We start from the raw sequence: 23,796 nt of genomic DNA on the forward strand, positions 1-23,796 counted from the left end.
TGACCTGTGCTTGCCCTGAACGTTTTCTGTGAATGAAACCTCAGGATTCGTCCGGTACGAGCGCAGGCAGGCAGACCCGGAACGTGGCGCCTTCGCCCGGTTCACTGACGACGTCCACGGTGCCGTGGTGCGCACGGACGATGGCCGCCACGATGGCGAGGCCCAGGCCTGTGCCGGTCGCTTCCCGGTCGGTGTGCCGGGTCCGCGCCTCGTCCACGCGATAGAACCGTTCGAAGACGTGCTCACGCTGCTCCGGCCGCAGTCCGGGACCGGTGTCGGCGATCTCGATGAGCACCCGACCGCCCGGGGCGGTGGAGAGCGACAGCTTGACGGACGCGTCCGGTGGGGTGTGCACGAGCGCGTTGGTCATCAGGTTGCCGATCACCTGCCGCAGCCGTGCGTCGTCCCCGTACGCGATCAGCCGTTCTGGTTCTTCCCGCATTTCCAGCTCGATCGTGCGGTCCGGCGCGGTGGCCCGGGCCGCGCTCACCGCGTCGTGCGCGAGGACGGGGAGCTCGACCGGGGCGAGGCTGACCGGCCGTTCCCGGTCGAGGCGGGCGAGCAGCAGCAGGTCTTCGACGAGCAGGCCCATGCGAGCGGCTTCGTCCTCGATGCGGCGCAGGATCCGGGCGGTGTCCTCGGGCTTGGCGACCGCACCTTGGCGGTACAGCTCGGCGAAGCCGCGGATGGAGGTCAGCGGCGTTCGCAGCTCGTGGGAGGCGTCCGCGATGAACTGGCGCATCTTCTGCTCGGAGCGCACCGCTCGCGCCTCGGACGCCTGGGCGCTCTCGGCGGCGTCGCGGGCCTGCGACTCGGCGGCCCGGGCGGCGGTCTCGGACATGGCGCGGGCGGTGAAGGCGGCCTCGATCTGGGCGAGCATCGAGTTGAGGGCGCGGGACAACCGACCCAGCTCGGTCTCCGGGTCGCCCTCGTCGGACTCGGGGTCGGGCACGCGCTGCGTGAGGTCGCCGGCGGCGATGGCCGCGGCGGTGCGTTCGATCTGCAGCAGCGGGATCAGGCTCTGCCGCACGATGGCGGCACCGATCGCGGCGAGCGCCAACAGCACCCCGGCGCCGACCAGGACGTCCACCCAGATCAGCCGCTCGATCGCGTCGTCGATGCCGACCAGCTTCTGGCCGACGTGCTGCACCGACCCGCCCTCGTCGGTGATCAGCATCCGCCAGAGGGTGCCGTCAGGGGCCTTCGCGGTGTACGGCTTGTCGATGTGCCGGCCGACCTGGTCGAGTCCCTTCGCCAGCGGCGGCAGGGACGCCCGCGAGAGCTCGTGGTCGAACTCCTCGTCGTCCGGGTCGCCGACGCCGTCAACGGTGGTCACGAAGAAGTAGTAGTCGGACGGCAGGACGACGCGCACGTTGGGCGGCAGGTCGTCGACCAGGTCGGTGAACTGCCGGAGCTGCGCGTCCAGCCGGCCGATCATGTAGCTGTGCAGCGCGTACGTGCTGGCCGCGCTGATCAGGGTCAGTGCGGCGAAGACCAGGACGAGGACGGCGGCGACGAGCTTGGTGCGCAGCGGCACGCGGCGGAGCCCGGTCTGCAGCGGGACGTGACTGCGGACCCGTTCGGTGAGGGTCACCGGTGGCTCAGGCGGCGGGTTTGCGCAGGACGTAGCCGACGCCGCGGAGCGTGTGGATCAGGCGCGGCTGCACGTTGTCGACCTTCCGCCGCAGATAGGAGATGTACGACTCGACAATGTTGTCGTCGCCGCGGAAATCGTACTTCCAGACGTGGTCGAGGATCTGCGCCTTGGACAGCACCCGGTTGGCGTTGAGCATCAAGTAGCGCAGCAGCTTGAATTCGGTGGGCGAAAGCTGGACGCGCTGGCCGGCCCGGTAGACCTCGTGGGTCTCCTCGTCGAGCTCCAGGTCGGCGAAGACCAGCCGCGACGGCTCCTCGTCACCGGCATTGGTGCGGCGCAGGACGGCCCGGATGCGCGCGGTCAGCTCCTCGAGGCTGAACGGCTTGGTCACGTAGTCGTCGCCGCCCAGGGTGAGGCCGCGGATCTTGTCGTCGGTGCCGTCGCGGGCGGTCAGGAAGACCACCGGCGTGCGGGCGCCGCCCTCGCGCATGAGCCGGATGACCTCGAAGCCGTCGAGGTCGGGCAGCATCACGTCGAGGACGACGAGGTCGGGAGTGGCGTTCTTGGCGGCGCTGACGGCGGCGCTGCCGCTGGTCGCGGTGCTGACGTCGAACCCGGCAAAGCGCAGGCTGGCGGAGAGCAGCTCGAGGATGTTGGCGTCGTCCTCGACGACGAGGAGCTTCGCCTCGCTCTGCTTGCCCTGGGTCTGTGTGGCGGCCATGGCCCCCATCTTCGCCCAGATCGCTGCGCCGACGCTGCACGCCGGCTGAAAGTTTTCTGTGAGCCTGGTCAGGCGGCGAGATCGAAGGTCGTCGTGCGGATGCCCGCGGAGGCTTGCGCCGCCCGGGCCAGGGACCGCCGGTCCGCGCCGGGCTCGGGCCGCAGCGCCGGCGACCCGACCAGGGTCACGGTGAGGCCGCGCAGCTTGGCGACCCGGCGTACCGAAGCCCAGAGGGTGTCGTCGCCGATGAAGGACGCCGCCGGTGAACCGTACCGAATGGAGATCGGGACCACCGCGGCGCGGGCGTCGACCGCGGCCTGGAACACCGCGGGCCGGAATCGTCCGGCTTCGGCGCCGCAGAAGGTCGTGCCTTCGGGGAAAACCGCGACCGTGCGACCGGCCCGCAACGCGGCGGTGACTTCGCCGACAGTCACGGGCAGCCGCCGCGGTCGGGCGCGGTCGACAAAGATCGAACCGGCCGCGCGGGCCAGCAGACCCACCGCCGGCCAGCTGCCCACCTCGCGCTTCGCGACCAGCGTCACCGGCGCCACAGCAAGCAGCGCGAGCACATCGAGCCAGGAGACATGGTTGGCGACGAGCAGGCTGCCGGGCCGCGGCGCCGGGCCGCGCCACACCAGCTGCACCCCGAGAGCCGCGAGCAGGCCGCGGGCGATTCTGCGGACCGCGCGGCCCCGGAGGATGGGCACCAGAACCAATCCCCCCACAAGTACGGCGGCAGCGGCCCCCAACCGCATCACCGTGGCGACCCCGCTCACGGCTTCGTCCCCGCCCGGCCGGCACGCCGGCCCGCACGACGACACCGGCTGCCACGTCATCGCGTCGCTCCCAGGAAGTGGCGGCGGTACCGGGCGTCCATCCGGTCCATGGAGAACAGCACGTAAAAGTCGGCGCAGTCGAAATCCAGGTCGTACGCGGGCTCGCCGCACACCCAGCTCCCCAACCGCAGATATCCCTTCAGCAGGGGCGGCGGCTGCACCTTCGGGTCACCCGTCAGCGTGGTCTCTGCGATCCAGCTGCGCCGCGGCTGCACTCGCAGTGCGGGCGGGGACAGGTGCTTGTCGCGTACCCGGGCCCAGACGCCTGCGGCGGTGTGACCGCCGTCCGTGAGCGGCACGGACGCGCAACCACCCAGCCAGCGCAGGTTGTTGAGGTGCAGGTAGCGGGCCAGGCCCGCCCACATCAGGTTGACCACCGCCCCGGAGCGGTGATCCGGATGCACGCAGGAGCGGCCGGTCTCGACGAGCTGGTCGCGCAGCGAACGCAACCCGCTCATCTCGAACTCGCCGTCGCCGTAGCGGCGCCCGGCGCGCTCCGCCGCCCGCGGCGTCATCATCCGGTAGGTGCCGACCACCCCGCCGGTCGCGTCGTCGCGCACGATCAGGTGGTCGCAGTAGTCGTCGAACTCGTCGGTGTCCCGGCCGTCTGCTGTGGCGCCGCGCAGGGTGGCGCCGAGCTCGGTGGCGAAGACGTCGTGGCGCAAGCGCTGCGCGGCCGCGACCTGACTGGCGTCGTCAGCGATGAGGAGGGAATAGCCGCTGGTCCCGGTGGGTGCGGCGGCGGTCATCAATACCGTCATGAGTTCTGTGTAAGGGCCGTGATCGGCGCGGGTGTGGCGCACCGGGTGGCACCGGATGGCCGGTGAGTGAACGCCTGGTCGTATCGGCTGTGAGAAGGTCTGGACCATGCAGATTCCCGCGCGCTACAACGGTCCGCCCGGCTCCGGCAACGGCGGCTGGTCCGCCGGCACCTTCGCCGAGGCGGCCGGCGCGAGCGTCGACGGCCGCGCGTACGTGGTGACCCTGCGCGTGCCGCCACCGCTGGCGACCGAGCTGACCCTGACCGGCGGCAAGGTCCTCGACCCGGCGGGGACGTTGGTTGCCGAGGTGGCGGCGGATGCTGATGCCGGCGCGGGTGTGCCGGTAGCCGATCCGGCGGAGGCGGGCCCCTATCCGGGTTTGTCGGCCCACCCGTTCCCGGGCTGCTACGTCTGCGGGCCGGAGCATCCCACCGGGCTGCGGATCTTCCCCGGGCCGCTGCCGGACGGGCGGATGGCGGCGACCTGGGACGTCCCGGCCGAGGTCACCGTGCCGTTGATGTGGGCCGCGTTGGACTGTCCGGGCGGTTGGTCGGCACTGCAGAGCGGCCGGACGTTCGTGCTGGGCCGGATCGCGGTGGCTGTTGATGCACTGCCCGCGCCGGGTGACCGATGCGTCGTCGTCGGGACGGCGGTCAGCGCCGAGGGCCGCAAGGCCGTCGTTGATTCGACGGTCTACGGCCAGGATGGCACGCGGCACGCCCGGGCACGGGCCACATGGATCGCCCTAGACCCGGTAAGTTGATCTATTCAACGAACCGGAGGGCGGACTCTTGACGGCCGGCCAAGGGGAGATCGTCGTCTCCCAACTCACCAAGCAATACAAGAACCTGCGGGCGGTCGACAATCTGTCGTTCACCGTCCGCCCGGGGCGGGTGACCGGGTTCCTCGGTCCCAACGGCGCCGGTAAGACCACCACGCTGCGGATGATGCTGGGCCTGGTCCGGCCCACCTCCGGCAGCGCCACGTTCTCCGGCGTCCGCTACGCGGAGCTGGACGAGCCGCTGCGGCACGTCGGCGCGCTTCTGGAGGCGTCCAGCGCGCACAAGGGCCGCACCGGCATCAACCACCTGCGGGTCATCGCCGCCGCCGCGGGGCTGCCTCGGGAAGCGGCCGACGAGGCCATGGCCCGGGTCGGGCTGGAGGCTGCGGCCAAGCGCAAGTTCAAGGGCTACTCGCTGGGCATGAAGCAGCGGCTCGGCATCGCCGCCGCGCTGCTGGGCAACCCGCGGGTCCTGATCCTCGACGAGCCCGCCAACGGCCTCGACCCCGAGGGCATCCGCTGGATGCGTGACCTGCTCAAGTTCCTCGCCTCCGAGGGCCGCACGGTGCTGGTGTCCAGCCACCTGCTCTCCGAGATGCAGCAGCTCGCCGACGACGTCGTGATCATCGCCGCGGGCCAGCTCATCCGGCAGGGCCCGGTCGACGAGGTGCTCGGGTCGATGGCCGGCCTCGCCCAGGTCCGGGTGCGCAGCCCACGGGCCGCCGACCTGGCAACGGCGCTCACCGCGCAGCAGGCCTCCGTGACGGCACTGCCGGACGGCGCACTGGCCGTGTCCGGCCTCGAGCCGGCCCGCATCGGCAACATCGCCTTCACCGCCGGCATCGAGCTGCACGAGCTCACCGGCGAGAAGGCCGACCTTGAGCAGGTCTTCCTGCAGCTGACGGCCGGAAAGGCGGGCATCCGATGAACCTGGTCCGAGCTGAACTCCTCAAGATCCGCAGCACCAACACCTGGTGGATCTTCGGCCTCATCACCCTGCCGCTGTGGGGCCTCGCCCTGCTCATCAACTGGATTCAGAGCAACTTCCTGCTCAGCCCGGCGGCGACCGAGGGCGCGAGCGCCGACGACCTCGCCCAGATGGCCGCGGCCGCCGAATCGGTGAACGTCGCCACCAACCTCTACACCAACGGCCAGTTCTTCGGCCTGCTGATCGTGATGCTGCTGGCCGCCATCGTGGTGACCAACGAGTACTTCCACCAGACGGCGACCACCACGTTCCTGGTGACCCCGCGCCGCGAGTCGATCATCATCGCGAAGTTCGCCGCCGCGGTCATCCTGAGCGCGCTGTTCTGGCTCATCACCACGGCGCTCAACCTGATCGCCGCGCCGATCGTCCTGAGCTCGCTCGACGTCGGCACCCAGCTCGGCGAACCGGCGGTGTGGCGGGCGATCGGACTCAACGGGCTCGCGTACGTGCTCTGGGCGATCCTCGGCGTGGGCGCCGGCGTGCTGATCCGCAGCCAGATCGGCGCGACCATCACCCTCAGCACGGTCTACATCCTCGGCACCTTCGGTGTCGCGCTGTTCGTCGGCCTGCTGGCGGACAAGTTCGGCGACTGGGTCAACAAGCTGCAGGTGCTGGTCCCGCCGATCGCCTCGGGATTGATGATCTCGGGCACCGAACTGCCCGGTAACCCACCACGGTGGGTGGGCGCCCTGGTCCTCATCGGGTATGCCCTGGTCGCAGGGGTTCTCGGCACCTGGATCGCGAAGCGTCGGGACGTGTCCTGAGGCGTAAGCCGCGTCACACCAGCCCCGTCTGTCTCATTCCCTAGGTCACAGTCCGGACGTGCGAATGGCTACGCCGATCCCACGGCGTAGCCTTGACGCCGAATCCTTCGTGCTCTGTGACGTATGTCGCGTGCTGACAACATGGTGAAAGAGGCGAACACGAAAGTGTCGACCCAGCAGACTTCGCATGAGAATCCACTCGCGGATTTCGGTCCCAACGAATGGATCGTCGACGAGATGTACCAGCGCTACCTGGCCGACCCCACGAGCGTCGACCCCGCCTGGCACGACTTCTTCGCCGACTACAAGCCGGCCACTGCCTCGGGCTCGATCGCGACACCCGATGAGGCCACAGCCGCCAACGCGAAGGCCACCGCCGCCAAGGCCGGCACCGATGCACCCGCCGCCGCGACGGTCGCGCCCGAGAAGCCTGTCGCCCCGGCAAAGCCGGCTCCGGCGCCCGCGGCCGCCAAGCCCGCCACCCCCGCTCCGACGCCGAAGGCCGCCGCCAACGGCACGGTTCCGGCCGGCGCCAAGGCGACCACGCTGCGGGGTGTCGCCGCCAAGATCGTGCAGAACATGGACGCCTCCCTCGAGGTGCCCACCGCCACCTCGGTGCGCGCCGTCCCGGCCAAACTGCTGGTCGACAACCGCATCGTGATCAACAACCACCTGGCCCGCGGCCGCGGTGGCAAGGTCAGCTTCACCCACCTCATCGGCTGGGCGCTGGTCCGCGCCGTCATGGCCCGCCCGGAGATGAACAACTCCTTCGCCGAGGTCGACGGCAAGCCCACCCTCGTGCAGCCGGAGCACATCAACCTCGGCATCGCCATCGACCTGGTCAAGAAGGACGGCTCGCGCACGCTCGTCGTGCCGTCCGTCAAGAACTGCGAGCAGCTCGACTTCCGGCAGTTCTGGCAGGCGTACGAGGACCTGGTCCGGCGCGCCCGCCGCAACGAGCTGACCATGGACGACTACGCCGGCACCACGATCTCGCTGACCAACCCCGGCGGCATCGGCACCGTGCACTCCATCCCGCGCCTGATGAGCGGCCAGAGCGCCATCATCGGCGTCGGCGCGATGGAATACCCGGCGCCCTACTCCGGCATGTCCGACGAGACCCTCACCGAGCACGGCGTCAGCAAGGTCACCACGCTGACCAGCACCTACGACCACCGGGTCATCCAGGGTGCGCAGTCCGGCGAGTTCCTCAAGGCGATGCACGAGTTCCTGCTCGGCGACCACTCGTTCTACGACGACATCTTCACCTCGCTGCGGATTCCGTACGAGCCGGTGCGCTGGGTGCGCGACGTGGCCCGGACCTCCGAGGGGCAGATCGACAAGGCCGCGCGGGTGGTCGAGCTGATCCACGCGTACCGGGTGCGCGGTCACCTGATGGCCGACACCGACCCGCTCGAGTTCAAGATCCGTCGGCACCCCGACCTGGACGTGCTCCAGCACGGACTGACCCTGTGGGACCTCGACCGCACCTTCCCGGTCGGCGGCTTCGGCGGCAAGCAGAAGATGCGCCTGCGCGACGTCCTCGGCGTACTCCGCGACACCTACTGCCGCCGGGTCGGCATCGAGTACATGCACATCCAGGGCCCCGAGGAGCGGCGCTGGATCCAGGACCGCATCGAGATCAAGTACACCAAGCCGGACTCCGACGAGCAGAAGCACGTGCTCAACCGGCTCAACGCCGCCGAGGCGTTCGAGACCTTCCTGCAGACCAAGTTCGTCGGTCAGAAGCGGTTCTCCCTCGAGGGTGGCGAGTCGCTGATCCCGCTGCTCGACGCCGTCCTCGAGTCGTCGGCCGAGGCGGGCCTCGACGAGATGGTCATCGGCATGGCGCACCGCGGCCGGCTCAACGTGCTCGCGAACATCGTCGGCAAGCCGTACGAAAAGATCTTCAACGAGTTCGAGGGTCAGATGGACCCGAAGTCGGCGCACGGCTCGGGTGACGTGAAGTACCACCTCGGACAGACCGGCAAGTACACGACGCCCGACGGCGAGAACTCCACCACCGTCAGCGTCGTCGCCAACCCGTCGCACCTGGAGGCGGTGGACCCGGTACTCGAGGGCATCGTCCGCGCCAAGCAGGACCGCCTCGACCTGGGCCTGCACGGCTACACCGTGCTGCCGCTGCTGGTGCACGGCGACGCCGCGTTCGCCGGCCAGGGCGTGGTCGCCGAGACGCTGAACCTGTCCCAGCTGCGCGGTTACCGCACCGGCGGCACGGTCCACGTCGTCGTCAACAACCAGGTCGGCTTCACCACCGCCCCGGAGTACAGCCGCTCGTCGCTCTACTCGACCGACGTGGCGCGGATGATCCAGGCGCCGATCTTCCACGTGAACGGCGACGACCCCGAGGCCGTCGTCCGGGTCGCCAAGCTGGCCTTCGAATACCGGCAGGCGTTCAACAAGGACGTCGTCATCGACCTGGTCTGCTACCGCCGCCGCGGCCACAACGAGGGCGACGACCCGTCGATGACCAACCCGCGGATGTACCAGATCATCGACACCAAGCGGTCGGTCCGCAAGCTCTACACCGAGGAGCTCATCGGGCGCGGCGACATCACCGTGGAAGACGCCCAGGAGCAGCTGCGCGACTACCAGGCCCAGCTCGAACAGGTCTTCAAGGCCACCCGGGACACCGCGGGCTCCCCGCCTCGGGTCCGCCCGGCTCCGGTCCAGGAGCCGGAGCCGCAGGTGGACACCGCGGTCGACGCGGGCATGGTCAAGTCAGTCGGCCAGTCGCACATCGACCTGCCCGACGGCTTCACCCCGCACAAGCGGGTCCAGCAGCTGCTCGACCGGCGCGTGAAGATGTCTGCGGAGGGCGGCATCGACTGGGGCTTCGGCGAACTGATCGCCTTTGGCTCCCTGCTGAACCAGGGCGTGACCGTCCGCCTCGCCGGCCAGGACTCGCGGCGCGGCACCTTCACCTCCCGGCACGCCTCGATCGTCGACGCCAAGACCGGCGACGACTTCCTGCCGCTGTCCACCCTGTCCACCGGCAACGCCCGCTTCTTCGTGCACGACTCGCTGCTCAGCGAGTACGCCGCCATGGGCTTCGAGTACGGCTACTCGGTGGAGAACCCGGACGCGCTGGTCCTCTGGGAGGCCCAGTTCGGCGACTTCGTCAACGGCGCCCAGTCCATCGTCGACGAGTTCATCTCCTCCGGCGAGGTGAAGTGGGGCCAGCAGTCCTCGCTGGTGCTGCTGCTCCCGCACGGCCAGGAAGGCCAAGGCCCGGACCACTCGTCCGGCCGGCCCGAGCGGTTCCTGCAGCTCTGCGCGCAGGACAACATGCGGGTCGCCAACCCGACCACGCCGGCCAACTACTTCCACCTGCTGCGCCGGCAGGCCCTGTCCAGCAAGCGCAAGCCGTTGGTCGTCTTCTCGCCCAAGTCCCTGCTGCGGCACAAGCTCGCGGTGTCGTCGGTCGCCGACTTCACCACCGGCACGTTCCAGCCGATCCTCGCCGACGCCGGGATCAACGGCACCCCGCTCGACGCGAACGCGGTCAAGCGGGTCCTGCTCTGCTCCGGGAAGGTCTACTACGACCTGCTCCAGGCCCGCGCCGAGCGGGGCAGCACCGACACGGCGATCATCCGGATGGAGCAGATCTACCCGCTGCCCGTCGAGGAACTGAAGGCCGTCCTCAACCAGTACCCCGAGGCGGAGGACTTCGCCTGGGTGCAGGAGGAGCCGGCCAACCAGGGCGCCTGGTCCTTCGTGGCGCTCAACCTGCTCGAGCACCTCGAAGGCGTACGCCTGCGCCGCATCTCGCGCCCCGCCGCGGCCGCCCCGGCCGTCGGCTCGGCCAAGATGCACGAGGCGGAGCAGTCCGCACTGGTCGAAGCTGCTCTACCGCGACACTGATCTCAGCAAGCAGCTGACGGGCGTCCCACCAAAGTGGGACGCCCGTCGTCTTTGCGCATCTGATTGATTTGGCAACCCGTCGCGCGTAAGTTGCGGTCATGTCTGTGCGCAAGATCATAAACTCGTCGCTCCGCCGAGCGACAGGCTACGAGATTCGCAAGTACCGACCGCCGAAGCCGCCGAAGAAGAAGGCACCGCCGAAACCGCCGCCGAAGCCGGCGCCCCAGCCGCCGACCCTGCACGACTTCACCAAGCTGAGCGTCTATCTGGAGTCGACACCCACCGCCTTCCTGGAAGCGCTGGGCTGGCCGGCCGACGAGGTGGCGAAGGTCGCCGACGAGTTCGACGAGGTGTACGCCCGCCTCGACGAGCGCTACGAACAGACCGAAACCGTCTTCCCGCCACGCTGGGGCGTGGAACAGGGCACCGGCCTGGCTCTGTACGGCCTCGTCCGGCTGCTCCGGCCCGCCACCGTCGTGGAGACCGGCGTCGCCGATGGACGATCGTCGTTCATGATGCTCAGCGCCCTGGAGCGCAACGGGCACGGCATGCTGCACAGCTTCGACGTCCGGGAAGAGGCGGGCAACCTCGTCCGCGGCCACGAGCAGTGGAACCTCACGATCAGCGACGCCAAGGACCCACGGCGCAGCTTCACCGACGCGATCGCCAAGCTCGAGACCATCGACATGTTCCAGCACGACAGCGACCACAGCTACGCCAACCAGATGTTCGAGTACGAGTCCGCGTGGCCGAAGATCCCGATGACCGGTGTCCTCGCCAGTGACGACGCCGACCTCACGAAGGCGTACCTCGACTTCGCCACCCGGACCCGGCAGAAGCCGCAGTTCCTGTTCGACCGGCGGAAGATCCTCGGCGCGCTGCGCCGTCAGGAACCCGAGGCCGAGGCCGACTGACCGTCTTCTAATATCCAGGCATGTACTTCACGGACAGAGGCATCGAAGAGCTGGTCCAGCGGCGAGGCGAGGAGACCGTCACGCTCGAGTGGGTCGCCGAGCAGTTGCGGACGTTCGTCGATGACAACCCGGAGTTCGAGACACCGATCGAACGGTTCGCCACCTGGCTGGCCCGCGACGACGAGGACGATGAGGAGTAATCCGCTCCCGGACCGGCCGGTCCGCCGGATCGACCGCGACCCGGAGATCGAGATCGGCCGGGACGCCTGGTGGGCGCAGATCCCCGCCGTCGCGGCCGTCCTCGAGCACGGGCTGAACCTCCCGGCCGGTGTCACCTTCCTGGTCGGCGAGAACGGCTCCGGCAAGTCGACACTGGTGGAAGCACTGGCCGCCGCCCACGGACTCAACCCCGAGGGCGGCTCCCGGGCCGCCCGGCACAGCAGCCGGGTCACCGAAGCCCCACTGGGATCGGTCCTGAAGGTGACCCGCACCCCCGGACGGCGGGCCAACGCGTACTTCCTCCGCGCCGAAACGATGCACGGGCTGTACACGTACCTGGAGAACCTGCCCGGGTCGCCGGACGGCGACCTGCACGAACGCAGCCACGGCGAGGGCTTTCTGGAACTGCTCGACCGCAAATTCCACGGGTACGGCTTCTACCTGATGGACGAGCCCGAGGCCCCGTTGTCGTTCACCGCGACCCTCGGTCTGCTCGCCCGCCTCGACAGGCTGCGAGCGGACGGCGCCCAGGTCGTCGTCGCGACCCACTCGCCGCTGCTCACCGCCCTCCCGGACGCGACGATCCTGGAGCTCGGCCCGCACGGCATCCGCCGGACCTCCTGGAACGAGCTGGCGGTCGTCGACCACTGGCGGAGGTTCCTCGGCGACCCCGGCAGCTACCTGCGCATGCTGCACTGATCCCCTCGTCTTCGTCCACGTGCCCTCGTCTTCGTCCACGTGCCCTCGTCTTTGTCCGCGTGCCCCGGCGGGATGAATATCGGGCCGGTACCTTGAGGTCTGTGGCAAGCAGCGTCTACATCGCCGGGCTCGGCCCGTCGGTCGGTAAGGGGACGGTCGCGCTCGGGGTGGTCGAGCTGCTGTCCCGCCAGGTCGCCCGGATCGGCGTGTTCCGGCCGCTGGTCGCCGGCACCGGCCCGGATCCGCTGCTCACCCTGCTGATCAGCCGCTACCCGGTCGCGGTGCGATACGACGACTCCTACGGTGTCACCACCGCCGAAGCGACCACGCTGGTCGCCGACGGCCGGCGCGAGGAGCTGATTGCGCGCATCGTCGAGCGCTACCGGGCGGTCGAGCGCGAGTGCGGCTCGGTCGTCGTGATCGGCAGCGACTTCGCCGACGGGCAGGATGCGGGCCACGACGAACTTCCGCGGGAGCTGGCGTTCAACGCCCGGCTCGCCACCGAGTTCGGCAGCGTGGTCCTGCCCGTCGTCAGCGGTCAGGGCCGGCGGACGGACCTCGGCGCGGCGGTCCGCTCGGCGTACCATTCGCTCACCGACCTGCATGCGACGGTGCCGGCCGTGATCGCCAACCGGGTGCCCGCAGGGATGCCCGCCCCGGACGGCCTGCCCGTGCCGGTCTGGGCCATCCCCGAGGTGCCGGCCATCGCGGCGCCGACCGTGGCCGAGGTGGCCGCCGCGCTCGACGCGACGGTCCTGTCCGGCGGCGAGGACGCCCTGGACCGCGACGTGCTCGACTACGTCGTCGGGGCGGCGCACGTGCCCGCCCTCCTCGACCACCTCACCGACGGCGCACTGCTCATCACGCCGGGCGACCGCGCTGACCTTCTGGTGGCCGCCAGCGCTGCGCATGCCGCCGGCCACGTCACCCTCGCCGGGCTCGTCCTGACCCTCGGCGAATTTCCCGACCCCCGCGCCGTACGGGTCATCGAGAAGCTCAACACCGGCCTGTCGATGCTCGTCGTCCAAACCGACAGCTACCACACGATCAGCGCGGCCGCCCGGATCCACGCCCGGCTCAGTGTGGGCACCCCACGCAAGATCGAGGCGGCGCTCGGGGCGTTCGAGGAGCACGTCGACACCGCCGAGTTGGACCGGCTGCTCAACGTCACCCGATCCAGCCGCGTCACCCCGCTCATGTTCTCCAATGACCTCATCGACCGCGCCCGCGCCGAGCGGCGCCACCTGGTCCTGCCCGAAGGCACCGACGAACGCATCCTGCGTGCCACCGAAACCCTGCTGCGCCGGGGCGTCGCCGACCTCACCCTGCTCGGCGACCCGGCCGACATCACCCGCCGCGCCCGCGAGCTCGGCCTCGACATCGGCGCCGCCCGCCTCATCGACCCGGCCACCAGTGCCTGGCGGGACACCTTCGCCGAGCGCTACGCCGCACTGCGCAAACACAAGGCCGTCACCCTCGACCTCGCCTACGACGTGGTCCGCGACGTCAACTACTTCGGCACCATGATGGTCGCCGAGGGGCACGCCGACGGCATGGTCTCCGGCGCGACCCACACCACGGCCGCGACCATCCGCCCAGCCTTCGAAATCATCAAGACGGTCCCCGGCCTCACGGTCGCCTCCAGCGTCTTCTTCATGCTCCTGGCCGACCGCGTCCTCGTCTACGGCGACTGCGCCGTCAACCCCGACCCCGACGCCGCCCAACTCGCCGACATCGCCCTCTGCTCAGCCCAGACCACCGCGGCGTTCGGCATCGAGCCCCGAGTCGCCATGTTGTCCTACTCCACCGGCCGCTCCGGCACGGGCGCCGACGTCGACAAGGTCGCCGCGGCCACCGCCCTCGTCCGCGAACGCCGCCCCGACCTCCCCGTCGAAGGCCCCATCCAATACGACGCGGCCATCGACCCCGCGGTCGCCGCCACCAAACTCCCGGACAGCGCCGTCGCGGGCAAAGCCACGGTCTTCGTCTTCCCCGACCTCAACACGGGCAACAACACCTACAAGGCGGTCCAACGCTCCGCCGACGCGGTCGCGGTGGGTCCGGTCATGCAGGGGCTGCGCCGCCCGGTCAACGACCTCTCCCGAGGAGCCACGGTGAAAGACATCGTGAACACCGTCGCCATCACCGCCATTCAGGCACGCGCTGTTCAGGCGAGCACCATTCAGGTACGCGCGTGAAGATTCTCGTCCTGAATTGTGGCTCGTCCTCCGTCAAATACCGCCTCTTCGACTCCACCCCGCCAGTGACATTGACCAAGGGGCTCATCGAGCGGGTCGGGGAGGCGGGTGGTGACGCCGCCGACCACACCGAGGCATTGCAACGGGTCATGGAATCCGTCGACCTGTCCGGCCTCGGCGCGATCGGCCACCGAGTCGTCCACGGCGGCAGCCTCTTCAGCACGGCGACCATCATCGACGACAAGGTGGTGGCCGCGATCGAGGGCCTGGTGCCACTCGCACCACTGCACAACCCGGCAGCCCTGAGCGGCATTGCGGTCGCCCGGAAACTGTTGCCCGACGTCCCGCAGGTCGCCGTTTTCGACACCGCGTTCCACCAGACGATCCCGGCGGACGGCGTCACCTACGCGATCGATGCGGACCTCGCCTCGCGCTGGCAGATCCGGCGCTACGGCTTTCACGGGACGTCCCATGCGTACGTGGCCCGCGAAACGGCGGCGCTGCTGGGTCGGCCGCCGGAAGAAACCAATGTGATCACCCTGCACCTCGGCAACGGCGCCAGCGCCTGCGCCGTCGAACGAGGCCGCAGCGTCGCCACCTCGATGGGCATGTCCCCACTCCCCGGCCTCGTCATGGGCACCCGCAGCGGCGACATCGACCCCACCGTGCTCTTCCACCTGCATCGCACCGCAGGCCTCACCCTCGACGAGATCGAACACTCCCTCACCCGTACGGCCGGCCTCCAAGGCCTCGCCGGCGCCAACGACATGCGCGAAATCCAGCGCCGCCGCCACGACGGCGACCCCGCCGCCGAGCTGGCCTTCACCGTCTACTGCCGCCGCATCAAGGAGTACGTTGGCGCCTACCTCGCCGTACTGGGCCACGCCGACGCCATCACCTTCACCGCGGGAGTCGGCGAGAATTCCCCCGAGGTCCGAGCCGCCGCCCTGCACGGGCTGTCCACCCTGGGCATCGACATCGATGACACCCGCAACCGCCGCGGCGACCGCCTGATCTCATCGGACTCGGCCCGCGTCCGAGTCTGCGTGATCCCGACCGACGAAGAACAAGAGATTGCCATGGAAACCAGCAAGGCCCTCAGAGACTGAGCTCCCACTACCCGCATCGAGCGCTCGCGGGCACGCCGGGTTACGTCGTGGATGGGTTGATGAGGGATCAGAGTACGGAGATTCAGCCGATCTCCGGATTCGGGAAATCGGCCTTCAACGGGTCAGCACAGGTCGACGCGAAGCGGACGGGCGCGGAACTCTGCCGATGGCCTCACTCGCAACGGGGAACCGGCGCTGGAGGCAAAGCGGATGGATCTGCCGTGGCCGCATTCTCGCCGTGGCCGCATTCTCGCCGTGGCCGCAATCTCGCCGTGGCCGCAATCTCGCCGTGGCCGCAATCTCGCCGTGGCCGCAATCTCGCCGTGGCCGCAATCTCGCCGTCGCCGGAATCCGGCCGCTGCCCCACACGCTGGCGGGGCGTGCGCTGTCAGCTGACGACGAGCCAGGCGACGAGGGCGATCAGGACCACGGCCACCACGGCTCCACCGACAATGAGCGGGCTTTTCGAAGCCGCTACGGGTTCCTCCGGCGTGCTCTGCGTGAAGGCGCGGAACGCTTCGGTGTTGCCGCTCGGGTCGACGCTGTTGTCAGACATGCGGACGACCATAGCGAAGCAGCATGCTCCCCGACCAGGCCCGCTCAGGCCACTACCAGGACATTCGCGGGAAGCTCCAGGTTTTCACCCCTTCGTGGGAGTGTCTTTCCACCCGAAATGCCCAGCACAGCCAACTCCGGAGGACTCGCGACGCAACGGGCTGCGCATGTGTGATCAGCCTTTGGTCACCTTCACGTGCTGGGTCACGGTGCCCGAACCCGCCATGAAGATGCTCACACCCGCCCTGCCGAGACGGACTGGCAGGCGGTGGATCGGCGATGGCGACGCGGTGCATACCTTCGACGACGTCGGGCTGCAGCCAGTGCTGGGGCAGGCCCATGACCGCCCAGCTGGACCGCCCCACAAACAAACCCGGCCCGCCTGGCGAGGCAGTCACTGGATCGCCCAGCCAAGGCAGCACGCCGCTCGACGCAGCTGGTCCTGCCGCCGATCACCGTGCACCCGCCGTCGCTAGCCAACCGTGCGGCCGGTCCGCGACACCGTCGCCAACGCCTAAGCCCTCAACAGCCAGCGCAGCCACCTGCAGGCGTATTCAACTGGCCGCTAGAGCGCACTACCCATTCGTGCGAATCCGCCGGGTCTGGCAAGGCACGGCCTGCCGGAAGGGGACGTGTGGAAACCCGGCACCGGCTCGGGCTAGCCGAACGGACAGCCGCAGGACTCGGAGACAGCGAGCCCGGAAGACGATCAGTGCAGGTGGTCGATGGCTACCTTGCCGAACGCCTGACCCGAGTGCAGACGGGTGAAGGCGTCTGCCACGGCGGTGAAGCCGTACGTGGAGTCGATGACTGGGCGGATGTCTCGGGCGATGCAGAGATCCAGGAGGGCGGCCAGCTCGGTTGCTGTGCCCATGGTGCTGCCGAGGATCTCGAGTTGCATCATGAAGACGCGGCGGAGGTCGATCTTGGGGAAGGGTCCGCCGGTGGCGCCGCAGACGACGATGCGGGCGCCGGGGGCGGCGCATTTGAGGGAGTGTTCGAAGGTGGGGGCGCCGACGGATTCGATGATGACGCCGACTCGCTCGGGGAGGCGGGCGCCGGGTTCGATGGCGGTGGCGCCGAGGTCGGCGATTTTGGCGCGCTTCTCGGGGTCGCGGCTGGTGGCGTAGACGCGTTTGCCGAGGGCTGTGGCTAGGACAACGGCTGCTGTGGCGACGCCGCCGCCGGCGCCTTGGACGAGGACGGCTTCGGACTCGGTGACGCGGCCTCGGGTCATGAGCATGTGGTACGCCGTGAGCCAGGCAGTCGGCAGGCACGCCGCGTCGAGGAAGGAGATGCCGGCCGGCTTGGGCAGGAGGTTGGCCGCGGGAACGGCGACTCGTTCGGCGAGGGTGCCGGGCCAGCGCTCGGAGAGCAGGGAGAAGCCGCGGGGGTCCGCTGGGTCGTCGACAACGGGGTAGACGACGACTTCGTTGCCGGCTTCGTCCACTCCGGACGCGTCGCAGCCGAGGATCATGGGTAGCCGGTCGGCGGGCAGCCCGACGCCGCGCAGGGACCAGATCTCGTGGTGGTTGAGGGAGCTGGCCCGCACGTCGACCGTCACCCAGCCGTCGGGTGGGGACGGCTCAGGCAGGTCGCCGACCGTGAGTGCGGCGAGCGGTTCGTCCGGCTTGGTGGCACTGGCGTAGGCGGCGCGCATGGGAAGAACGCTAGTCATCCGCATGGGTGCCCGCCACCCGCCTGTGGACAACCGCGAAGTGTGGATAACCCCCGGCACAAACCCGAGAACCCGCTATGAATGACCAAGCCTGACCACCGAACGACGCACCGGGTGGCGGCCGCGAACCGCGACCACCACCCGGAAGTGCAGGAAACAAGCGCGCGAACCGCCACCCGGGAGACCAGGAAACCAGCGCGCGAACCGCCACCCGGAAGACCAGGAAACCAGCGCGCGAACCGCCACCCGGAAGACCAGGAAACCAGCGCGCGAACCGCCAACCGGAAGACCAGGAAGTACAGGAGCAACGAGCGCGCAGCGAGGAAGGCGTCAGTGAGCAGCAGATGTGGAGAATGCCGCGGGCGAGGAGACCGGCGTAAGAGCAGGAGTGCCGAAGCCCGAGGTGATCCGCCGGGCCACCCCGTCAAGTTCTGCCGCCTGGGCCACCGCAGCAGCCACCACGACGGCGACCCGCGGGTCCAGCGCCGACGGCACGATCGCGTCCGCGCGCAGGTCGTCCGAGCACACCGAGGCGATGGCCTCGGCCGCCGCGACCTTCATCCCGTCGGTGATGCGGGTGGCTCGCGCGTCGAGGGCGCCGCGGAAGATGCCCGGGAAGGCCAGGACGTTGTTGATCTGATTGGGGAAGTCGCTGCGCCCGGTGGCGACGATGGCGGCGTACTTGTGGGCGATGGCGGGTGGCACTTCGGGGGTGGGGTTGGCCAGGGCGAAGATGATGCCGCCGGGGGCCATGCCGGCCAGCGCCTGTTCGCCGATGGCGCCACCGGACACGCCGATGAGGACGTCAGCGCCGATCAGCGCCTCCTTGATGCCTCCGGTACGCCCGGAGTAGTTGGTCTTCTCCGCGAGGGCGGCTTTCACGCCGGTGAGCGCGTCCCGCTCGGAATGGATGATGCCGCGGGAGTCGCAGACGATGGTGTTGGCGCCGTGGACGCCGGCGGCGATCAGGGTGTCGGTGATGGCGATGCCGGCCGCACCCGCGCCGCTGATGACGACGCGCAGGTCGGCGAAGCGGCGGTTGAGCAGGGTGGCGGCGTTGCGCAGGGCGGCGAGCACGACGATCGCGGTGCCGTGCTGGTCGTCGTGGAAGACCGGGATGTCGAGGGCTTCGTCGAGGCGGCGTTCGATCTCGAAGCAGCGGGGTGCGCTGATGTCTTCGAGGTTGATGCCGCCGAAGGACGGGCCGAGCGCCTTCACGACGGCGATGATGCCTTCGACGTCCTGGGTGTCGAGGCAGATCGGGATGGCGTCGACGCCGCCGAACTGCTTGAACAGCACGGCTTTGCCTTCCATGACGGGCATGGCGGCTTTGGGGCCGATGTTGCCGAGGCCGAGGACGGCCGAGCCGTCGCTGACGACCGCGACGGTGTTGCCGGCCCACGTGAGGTCGTGGTGCAGGTCTTCGTCGTCGGCGATGGCGGTGCAGACCCGGGCGACACCCGGCGTGTACGCCAGCGACAGGTCATCCCGGCTGGATAGCGCAACGGTGGGAGCAATAGCCATCTTGCCGTGCTTGTGCAGCTCGAAGACGGGGTCGGCGGACAGCTCAGGCTGGGTTTCAAAACTGAAGGAAGACACGGGGAACAGACTCCAGACACGCATCGGTACGTCGGTGGTGCCAGCCGGCCCTGATGCGCGAGTCTGCGCGGACCGACGTGCGATGCGGGGATCACCCGGTGCAGCAACCACACTCTGGTGTGTTGTGGTTACCGGACATTAACGTAGCCGACCGGGTCGAGGCCAGTACCGGAACAACACGCGTCCGATGACATCCGCCACCCCGTAGGCGCGGGAATCGTCGGTCACGAACTCGTTGTCACCGCGTACGAACCAGCCTTGATTTTCTTGGCGGACCGCACGTTTCACGACCAGCAGGCCCGGCCGCGAGCGGAAGATCGCGACCACGATGTCGCCTTCGCGGACGTGCCGCGTCCGCCGCACGACCAGGGCGTCTCCCGAGCGCAGGGTGGGTGCCATGGAGGGCCCCCGCACGAGTACGGCAAAGACCGGCAGTTGCAACTTCATGGCATCAATCCCGCGTCGGGTATGGCTTCGGATGTAAGGGGTAGTGTCAGGCCCGGATCATCGCAAACTCATGGAGGGGTCCCGATGCGACTTCCGCGTTTCTTCACGCCGCGCACTGTGGTCAGCGCGCACTGCGACCTGCCGTGTGGGGTTTACGACCCCGCGCAGGCCCGCATCGAGGCGGAGTCGGTGAAGGCCATCGCCGAGAAGTACCAGGCGAACACCGACCCCGAGTTCCGCACCCGTGCCATCCAGATCAAGGAGCAGCGGGCCGAGCTGGTCAAACACCACCTGTGGGTGCTGTGGACGGACTACTTCAAGGCGCCGCATTTCGAGAAGTACCCGCAGCTCAACCAGCTGTTCAACGAGGCGACCAAGCTTGCGGGCGCGTCCGGCGTCAAGGGTTCGATGGACCCGGCGGTGGGCGAGCAGCTGCTCGGCAAGATCGAGGAGATCTCCAAGATCTTCTGGGAGACCAAGCAGGCGTGAGCACCGTACGCATCCGGCCGGTACGTCCCACGGACGTGCCGGCCGTGGTGTCGATGGTCCACGAACTGGCCGATTTCGAACGCGCGCCCGAGGCGTGTCACCTGACCGTGGAGCAGCTCACGGCGGCGCTGTTCGGCGAACGGCCAGCCGTCTTCGGCATCGTGGCGGTCGACCATGACGACGCTCCTTACGGCATGGCCCTCTGGTTCTTGAATTTCTCCACGTGGGAAGGCGTGCACGGCGTCTACCTCGAGGACCTGTACGTGCGTCCCGATCACCGGGGCACCGGGGCGGGCGCCGCCCTGCTGGCCGAGCTGGCCCACATCTGCGTGGAGCGCGGCTATCAGCGGCTCGACTGGGCGATGCTGGACTGGAACCCGGCGGCCGACTTCTATGCGGCGATCGGCGCGCAGCCGCAGACCGACTGGGTCCCCTACCGGCTGACGGGTGCGGCACTAGGCCGACTCGCTGAGCGCGCCTCGGCCGACAGGCGCTAGAGTCTCGTCCATCGGGAGGATGGGGTCGGTGACTCAGCTTCAGACAATGCATTCGGAGCCGGCGTTCGGTGACGACGTCGTGCTGCTCACCGTGCCCGCTGACGGCGGCTACCTGGGCGTGCTCCGCACAGCGACGGCCGGCCTCGCAGCTCGGCTGCATTTCGCCTTAGACGAGATCGAGGATCTGCGGATCGCGGTCGACGAGGCCTGCGCGATGTTGCTGGCGATCGCGACTCGGGGCGCGGATTTGGAGTGCCGGTTCGCGGTGACCGATGACGCGCTGACGGTCGAGGTGACGGTCGCGACCGTGCGCGGTGCCCGGCTGCCGTCCGAGTCGTCGTTCGCCTGGAAGGTGCTGACCGCCCTGACCACGTCGGCGGCCGCTGAGGCGAATGGCCGGCAGGCGACGATTCGGCTCCTGACGAGACGCACCGAGAACTAACTAGCGCGCTGCCACCGAGGCGATGTAGTCGAGGTGGCGGCGGCCCACCTCCATCGCGCCGATCGCGTCGCGGTTGCGGACGTACGCCAACTGGTCTCGGTGGTCCGCGTCGATCCGGTTCCAGTAGTCGCCGGGCAGCCCTTCGACGACGTCTTCGCCGTACCCGACGTGGTAGAGCGGCCGGGTGACCAGTTCGTAGAGCGGGTTGCAGGTCGCCGAGGCGATCGCGGAGTGGAAGGCGGCGTGCGCGGCCATCATCGTGTCGAGCCCGTCGAGGTCGGGGTCGAACATGGCGCCGCGCAGCTCCACCAGGTGGGCGTCGGTCCGGCGTTCCGCGGCGAGTCCGGCCGCCGGAATTTCCACGGCACGGCGCAGTTCGAGCAGGTCCGCGAGCCCGACCTCGGCCGAGTTGGTGAGCATGGTGAGTCCGGTGGACAGCGCGTCGGAGAGCTGCTGCGCGTCGGGGTGGGCGACGAAGCTGCCGCCGGTCACGCCGCGGGTGGTGAGGATGAGGTGCTGACTTGCCAGCAGGCGCAGGGCTTCGCGGACGGTGCTGCGGCTGACACCGGACCGTACGCACAGTTCCGGCTCGGGGGGCAACCGCTCACCGGGCTGCAGGCGACCCGACGTGATCTCCGCACGCAGTTCGTCCGCCAGTAGTTGATACGCCGGCGGGCGCACCGTCGATCCGGTCACTCGCTCACCCCTTAGTCGCCACGGCCCGGCGAACGAAGCGCCGTCGGTGTGATCCGCCACACTCAGGGTAGGCCTTTCCTTGCGCGGCGGAAGTGCTGATCAGAGTGTCAGTCCAGCCCGAGCGCGCGGGTTGTTGTCGGCATCAGGCAGAGCACCGCGATCCCCGCGCCCAGCAGCATCGCCACGATGCCCGCCCAGGCCGGTCCGGTCTGGAGCAGGAAGCCGCCGGAGGCGATGAGGAACAGCTGGACGACGATGGCCGGTCCGCGGGCCCGCGCCGAGCGCGCGGCCAACGCCCGTGCCACCAGAAAGACGGCGGCCGCGCCGAGCGCGGTCATGACAGCGAGCGAGATCGCCACCGCCAGGCTTTCCGGATCGGCCGTCAGGACCAGCACGATCAGGTACGCCGCGAGCACCGCAAGCGCCACCGCCTCGGCGGCGAGCAGGCGCACCGCCCACACCAGAGTCGCCGGAGTTTCCACATCCGCAGGGGTCACCGCTGTACGATACCGGCCAGCTCGGGGCGGCTCGTGGAGGTACAGTGCCGCCCATGCGAGCGTTACTCGTGGTTAACCCCAAGGCCACCACCACCAGTGAACGCAGCCGCGACGTGCTGGTCAGGGCGTTGAGCAGCCAGGTCGAGCTGACAGTCGAGTACACCCTGAAGCGCGGGCATGCCGCGTCGCTGGCGCGTACGGCGGCGGAGAGCGGCGTCGATGTGGTGGTGACGCTGGGCGGCGACGGCACGATCAACGAGGCCGTGAACGGCTTGATGACTGCGGATCCGGGGCTGGCCTCGGCCGGCACGGCGCCCGCGTTTCGGTTGCCAGCGCTCGCCGTGGTGCCCGGGGGTTCGACAAATGTCTTCGCGCGGGCATTGGGCTTGCCCCGCGATTGGGTCGAGGGCACCGGTGTGATCTTGGACGGTCTGCGGTCGGGCCGGCACCGGGTGATCGGGCTCGGTCGGGCCGACGACCGGTATTTCACCTTTACCGCCGGACTGGGGCTGGATGCCGCGGTGGTTCGCCGGGTGGAACAGGCGCGGTTACGCGGTCGTACGTCCACTCCGGCCCTTTATTTGCGGTCGCTGATCGGGCAGTTCGCCTCGGGCGAAGATCGCAAAGCTCCGCCCCTGCAGATCGAGCGCCCCGGAGAGGAACCGGAAACCGGGTTGGGAACCGTCATCATTCAGAACACGGCGCCGTGGACCTATGTCGGCGACCGTCCGATCAACCCCAACCCGCAGGCATCGTTCGACCGTGGACTTGACGTACTGGCCCTTCGTAGCCTAGGAGTGTCCAACACAACACGGACAGTGACCCAGATGGCGAGTAAGCGGGCCAATCCGCGGGGTCGCAACGTGCTGCGCATCCACGATCAGGCCGAGTTCACTGTCGTGGCATCCCGCCCGCAGTCCTTCCAGCTCGACGGCGACTACCTGGGTGAGCGGCAGAAGGTGCACTTCTTGTCCGTCCCCGACGCGCTGCGTGTGATCTGCTGAGGACTGGGTAGGCCGAAACCGAAGGTCCTCACGATCCGTTACAGAAACACGGGCGAAAGGTCTGCAAGGTGGCGGCTACCGTACTACATTGATGGGAGCGTTCATGCGCCGGTCCTGGGAGCAACCCCCAGAAGCGGACAAAAGGGTCGTGAGCTAGCTCACCCGCTCGGAGATTTTCTGAGCACTACCCTTGACATCGCGAGAGTTCGTGAAAGCATTCACAAGCGATAAGAAGTAACCGGATGCCGCTCGCCCGCGTTCCTAATCCAGAAGGTCGTTCCTCGACCAGAAGATGCAGAACGGCCTCCACAACAAAGCTTGCTCACGCACTGGTGATCAGACGAACGCTGTCCGTCGGTCGCCGTCGCGGATGCAGATAAAAGTAAGTAGTAAGTCCGCACCATTTCATTACCCCAGCCG

The 23,796-nt window shown here is 69.0% G+C and carries 23 protein-coding genes; 13 read left to right on the forward strand and 10 right to left on the reverse strand.

Annotated elements, in window-relative coordinates; translation table 11 throughout:
• Positions 1–40: 40 nt before the first annotated feature.
• From ACIA1L_RS19315 to ACIA1L_RS19330, 4 genes are all read right to left on the reverse strand, one after another.
• A complete protein-coding gene (locus ACIA1L_RS19315) occupies positions 41–1,594 on the reverse strand; it encodes a sensor histidine kinase (protein WP_396074186.1) in 1,554 nt (517 codons plus the stop codon).
• Positions 1,595–1,601: 7 nt separating this feature from the next.
• Complete coding sequence (locus tag ACIA1L_RS19320; RefSeq protein WP_396074187.1) at positions 1,602–2,318, reverse strand: response regulator transcription factor; 717 nt, start codon at positions 2,316–2,318, stop codon at positions 1,602–1,604.
• A 68-nt stretch (positions 2,319–2,386) separates the two neighbouring features.
• Positions 2,387–3,025: a lysophospholipid acyltransferase family protein gene (locus ACIA1L_RS19325; RefSeq protein ID WP_396074188.1), complete on the reverse strand. Its 639-nt coding sequence runs from the start codon at positions 3,023–3,025 to the stop codon at positions 2,387–2,389.
• Between the two features lie 125 nt (positions 3,026–3,150).
• Positions 3,151–3,915: a GNAT family N-acetyltransferase gene (locus tag ACIA1L_RS19330; protein ID WP_396074189.1), complete on the reverse strand. Its 765-nt coding sequence runs from the start codon at positions 3,913–3,915 to the stop codon at positions 3,151–3,153.
• Between the two features lie 106 nt (positions 3,916–4,021).
• Between ACIA1L_RS19330 and ACIA1L_RS19335 the strand changes: the two genes are divergently transcribed.
• The 9 genes from ACIA1L_RS19335 to ACIA1L_RS19375 all read left to right on the forward strand — a co-directional run bounded on the left by ACIA1L_RS19335 (position 4,022) and on the right by ACIA1L_RS19375 (position 15,472).
• Positions 4,022–4,678 carry a PaaI family thioesterase gene (locus ACIA1L_RS19335; protein WP_396074190.1) on the forward strand — a complete coding sequence of 219 codons (657 nt, stop codon included), beginning with the start codon at positions 4,022–4,024 and terminating at the stop codon, positions 4,676–4,678.
• Between the two features lie 28 nt (positions 4,679–4,706).
• Positions 4,707–5,624, forward strand: coding sequence for an ABC transporter ATP-binding protein (locus ACIA1L_RS19340; RefSeq protein ID WP_396074191.1), 918 nt, complete (start codon positions 4,707–4,709; stop codon positions 5,622–5,624).
• Positions 5,621–6,448, forward strand: a complete 828-nt coding sequence (locus ACIA1L_RS19345) for an ABC transporter permease (RefSeq protein WP_396074192.1) — start codon at positions 5,621–5,623, stop codon at positions 6,446–6,448. The genes ACIA1L_RS19340 and ACIA1L_RS19345 overlap by 4 nt, the downstream gene beginning before the upstream one ends.
• A 165-nt stretch (positions 6,449–6,613) precedes the next feature.
• Positions 6,614–10,333: a multifunctional oxoglutarate decarboxylase/oxoglutarate dehydrogenase thiamine pyrophosphate-binding subunit/dihydrolipoyllysine-residue succinyltransferase subunit gene (locus tag ACIA1L_RS19350; protein ID WP_396074475.1), complete on the forward strand. Its 3,720-nt coding sequence runs from the start codon at positions 6,614–6,616 to the stop codon at positions 10,331–10,333.
• 98 nt (positions 10,334–10,431) lie between these two features.
• Complete coding sequence (locus ACIA1L_RS19355; protein ID WP_396074193.1) at positions 10,432–11,247, forward strand: class I SAM-dependent methyltransferase; 816 nt, start codon at positions 10,432–10,434, stop codon at positions 11,245–11,247.
• Positions 11,248–11,267: 20 nt separating this feature from the next.
• Positions 11,268–11,447 (forward strand): DUF6104 family protein, encoded by a 180-nt coding sequence (locus ACIA1L_RS19360; RefSeq protein ID WP_396074194.1) that lies wholly within the window; start codon positions 11,268–11,270, stop codon positions 11,445–11,447.
• Positions 11,437–12,165 (forward strand): AAA family ATPase, encoded by a 729-nt coding sequence (locus tag ACIA1L_RS19365; protein WP_396074195.1) that lies wholly within the window; start codon positions 11,437–11,439, stop codon positions 12,163–12,165. Before ACIA1L_RS19360 ends, ACIA1L_RS19365 begins: the two co-directional genes overlap by 11 nt.
• Positions 12,166–12,257: 92 nt before the next feature.
• Positions 12,258–14,363: a phosphate acetyltransferase gene (gene pta / locus ACIA1L_RS19370; RefSeq protein WP_396074196.1), complete on the forward strand. Its 2,106-nt coding sequence runs from the start codon at positions 12,258–12,260 to the stop codon at positions 14,361–14,363.
• Positions 14,360–15,472 (forward strand): acetate/propionate family kinase, encoded by a 1,113-nt coding sequence (locus ACIA1L_RS19375; RefSeq protein ID WP_396074197.1) that lies wholly within the window; start codon positions 14,360–14,362, stop codon positions 15,470–15,472. The genes pta and ACIA1L_RS19375 overlap by 4 nt, the downstream gene beginning before the upstream one ends.
• Before the next feature lie 388 nt (positions 15,473–15,860).
• Here ACIA1L_RS19375 and ACIA1L_RS19380 read toward each other — a convergent pair whose 3' ends face one another.
• The 4 genes from ACIA1L_RS19380 to ACIA1L_RS19395 all read right to left on the reverse strand — a co-directional run bounded on the left by ACIA1L_RS19380 (position 15,861) and on the right by ACIA1L_RS19395 (position 19,751).
• Positions 15,861–16,028, reverse strand: coding sequence for a hypothetical protein (locus tag ACIA1L_RS19380; protein ID WP_396074198.1), 168 nt, complete (start codon positions 16,026–16,028; stop codon positions 15,861–15,863).
• Positions 16,029–16,736: 708 nt separating this feature from the next.
• On the reverse strand, positions 16,737–17,687 hold the full coding sequence (locus tag ACIA1L_RS19385; RefSeq protein ID WP_396074199.1) for a zinc-binding dehydrogenase: 951 nt from the start codon (positions 17,685–17,687) through the stop codon (positions 16,737–16,739).
• A gap of 348 nt (positions 17,688–18,035) precedes the next feature.
• Entirely contained in the window at positions 18,036–19,304 is a 1,269-nt protein-coding gene (locus ACIA1L_RS19390; RefSeq protein ID WP_396074200.1) for an NADP-dependent malic enzyme, read from the reverse strand.
• A 138-nt stretch (positions 19,305–19,442) separates the two neighbouring features.
• Positions 19,443–19,751 carry a S26 family signal peptidase gene (locus tag ACIA1L_RS19395; protein WP_396074201.1) on the reverse strand — a complete coding sequence of 103 codons (309 nt, stop codon included), beginning with the start codon at positions 19,749–19,751 and terminating at the stop codon, positions 19,443–19,445.
• A gap of 84 nt (positions 19,752–19,835) precedes the next feature.
• Between ACIA1L_RS19395 and sodN the strand changes: the two genes are divergently transcribed.
• The 3 genes from sodN to ACIA1L_RS19410 are packed head-to-tail and all read left to right on the forward strand — an operon-like array spanning position 19,836 to position 21,179.
• Complete coding sequence (sodN, locus tag ACIA1L_RS19400) at positions 19,836–20,240, forward strand: superoxide dismutase, Ni (protein WP_396074202.1); 405 nt, start codon at positions 19,836–19,838, stop codon at positions 20,238–20,240.
• 53 nt (positions 20,241–20,293) lie between these two features.
• Entirely contained in the window at positions 20,294–20,737 is a 444-nt protein-coding gene (locus tag ACIA1L_RS19405; RefSeq protein WP_396074476.1) for a GNAT family N-acetyltransferase, read from the forward strand.
• Positions 20,738–20,783: 46 nt separating this feature from the next.
• Positions 20,784–21,179 carry an anti-sigma regulatory factor gene (locus ACIA1L_RS19410; RefSeq protein WP_396074203.1) on the forward strand — a complete coding sequence of 132 codons (396 nt, stop codon included), beginning with the start codon at positions 20,784–20,786 and terminating at the stop codon, positions 21,177–21,179.
• Here the strand turns inward: ACIA1L_RS19410 and ACIA1L_RS19415 are convergent, their stop codons facing one another.
• Positions 21,180–21,875 carry a FadR/GntR family transcriptional regulator gene (locus ACIA1L_RS19415; RefSeq protein WP_396074204.1) on the reverse strand — a complete coding sequence of 232 codons (696 nt, stop codon included), beginning with the start codon at positions 21,873–21,875 and terminating at the stop codon, positions 21,180–21,182.
• Positions 21,876–21,982: 107 nt separating this feature from the next.
• Positions 21,983–22,372, reverse strand: a complete 390-nt coding sequence (locus tag ACIA1L_RS19420; RefSeq protein WP_396074205.1) for a hypothetical protein — start codon at positions 22,370–22,372, stop codon at positions 21,983–21,985.
• A 53-nt stretch (positions 22,373–22,425) separates the two neighbouring features.
• On the opposite strand from ACIA1L_RS19420, the gene ACIA1L_RS19425 reads away from it, so the two are divergent.
• Positions 22,426–23,376 (forward strand): diacylglycerol/lipid kinase family protein, encoded by a 951-nt coding sequence (locus ACIA1L_RS19425; protein WP_396074206.1) that lies wholly within the window; start codon positions 22,426–22,428, stop codon positions 23,374–23,376.
• Positions 23,377–23,796 lie beyond the last annotated feature (420 nt).

Source organism: Actinoplanes sp. NPDC051859 (assembly GCF_044452725.1).
GTDB lineage: Bacteria > Actinomycetota > Actinomycetes > Mycobacteriales > Micromonosporaceae > Actinoplanes.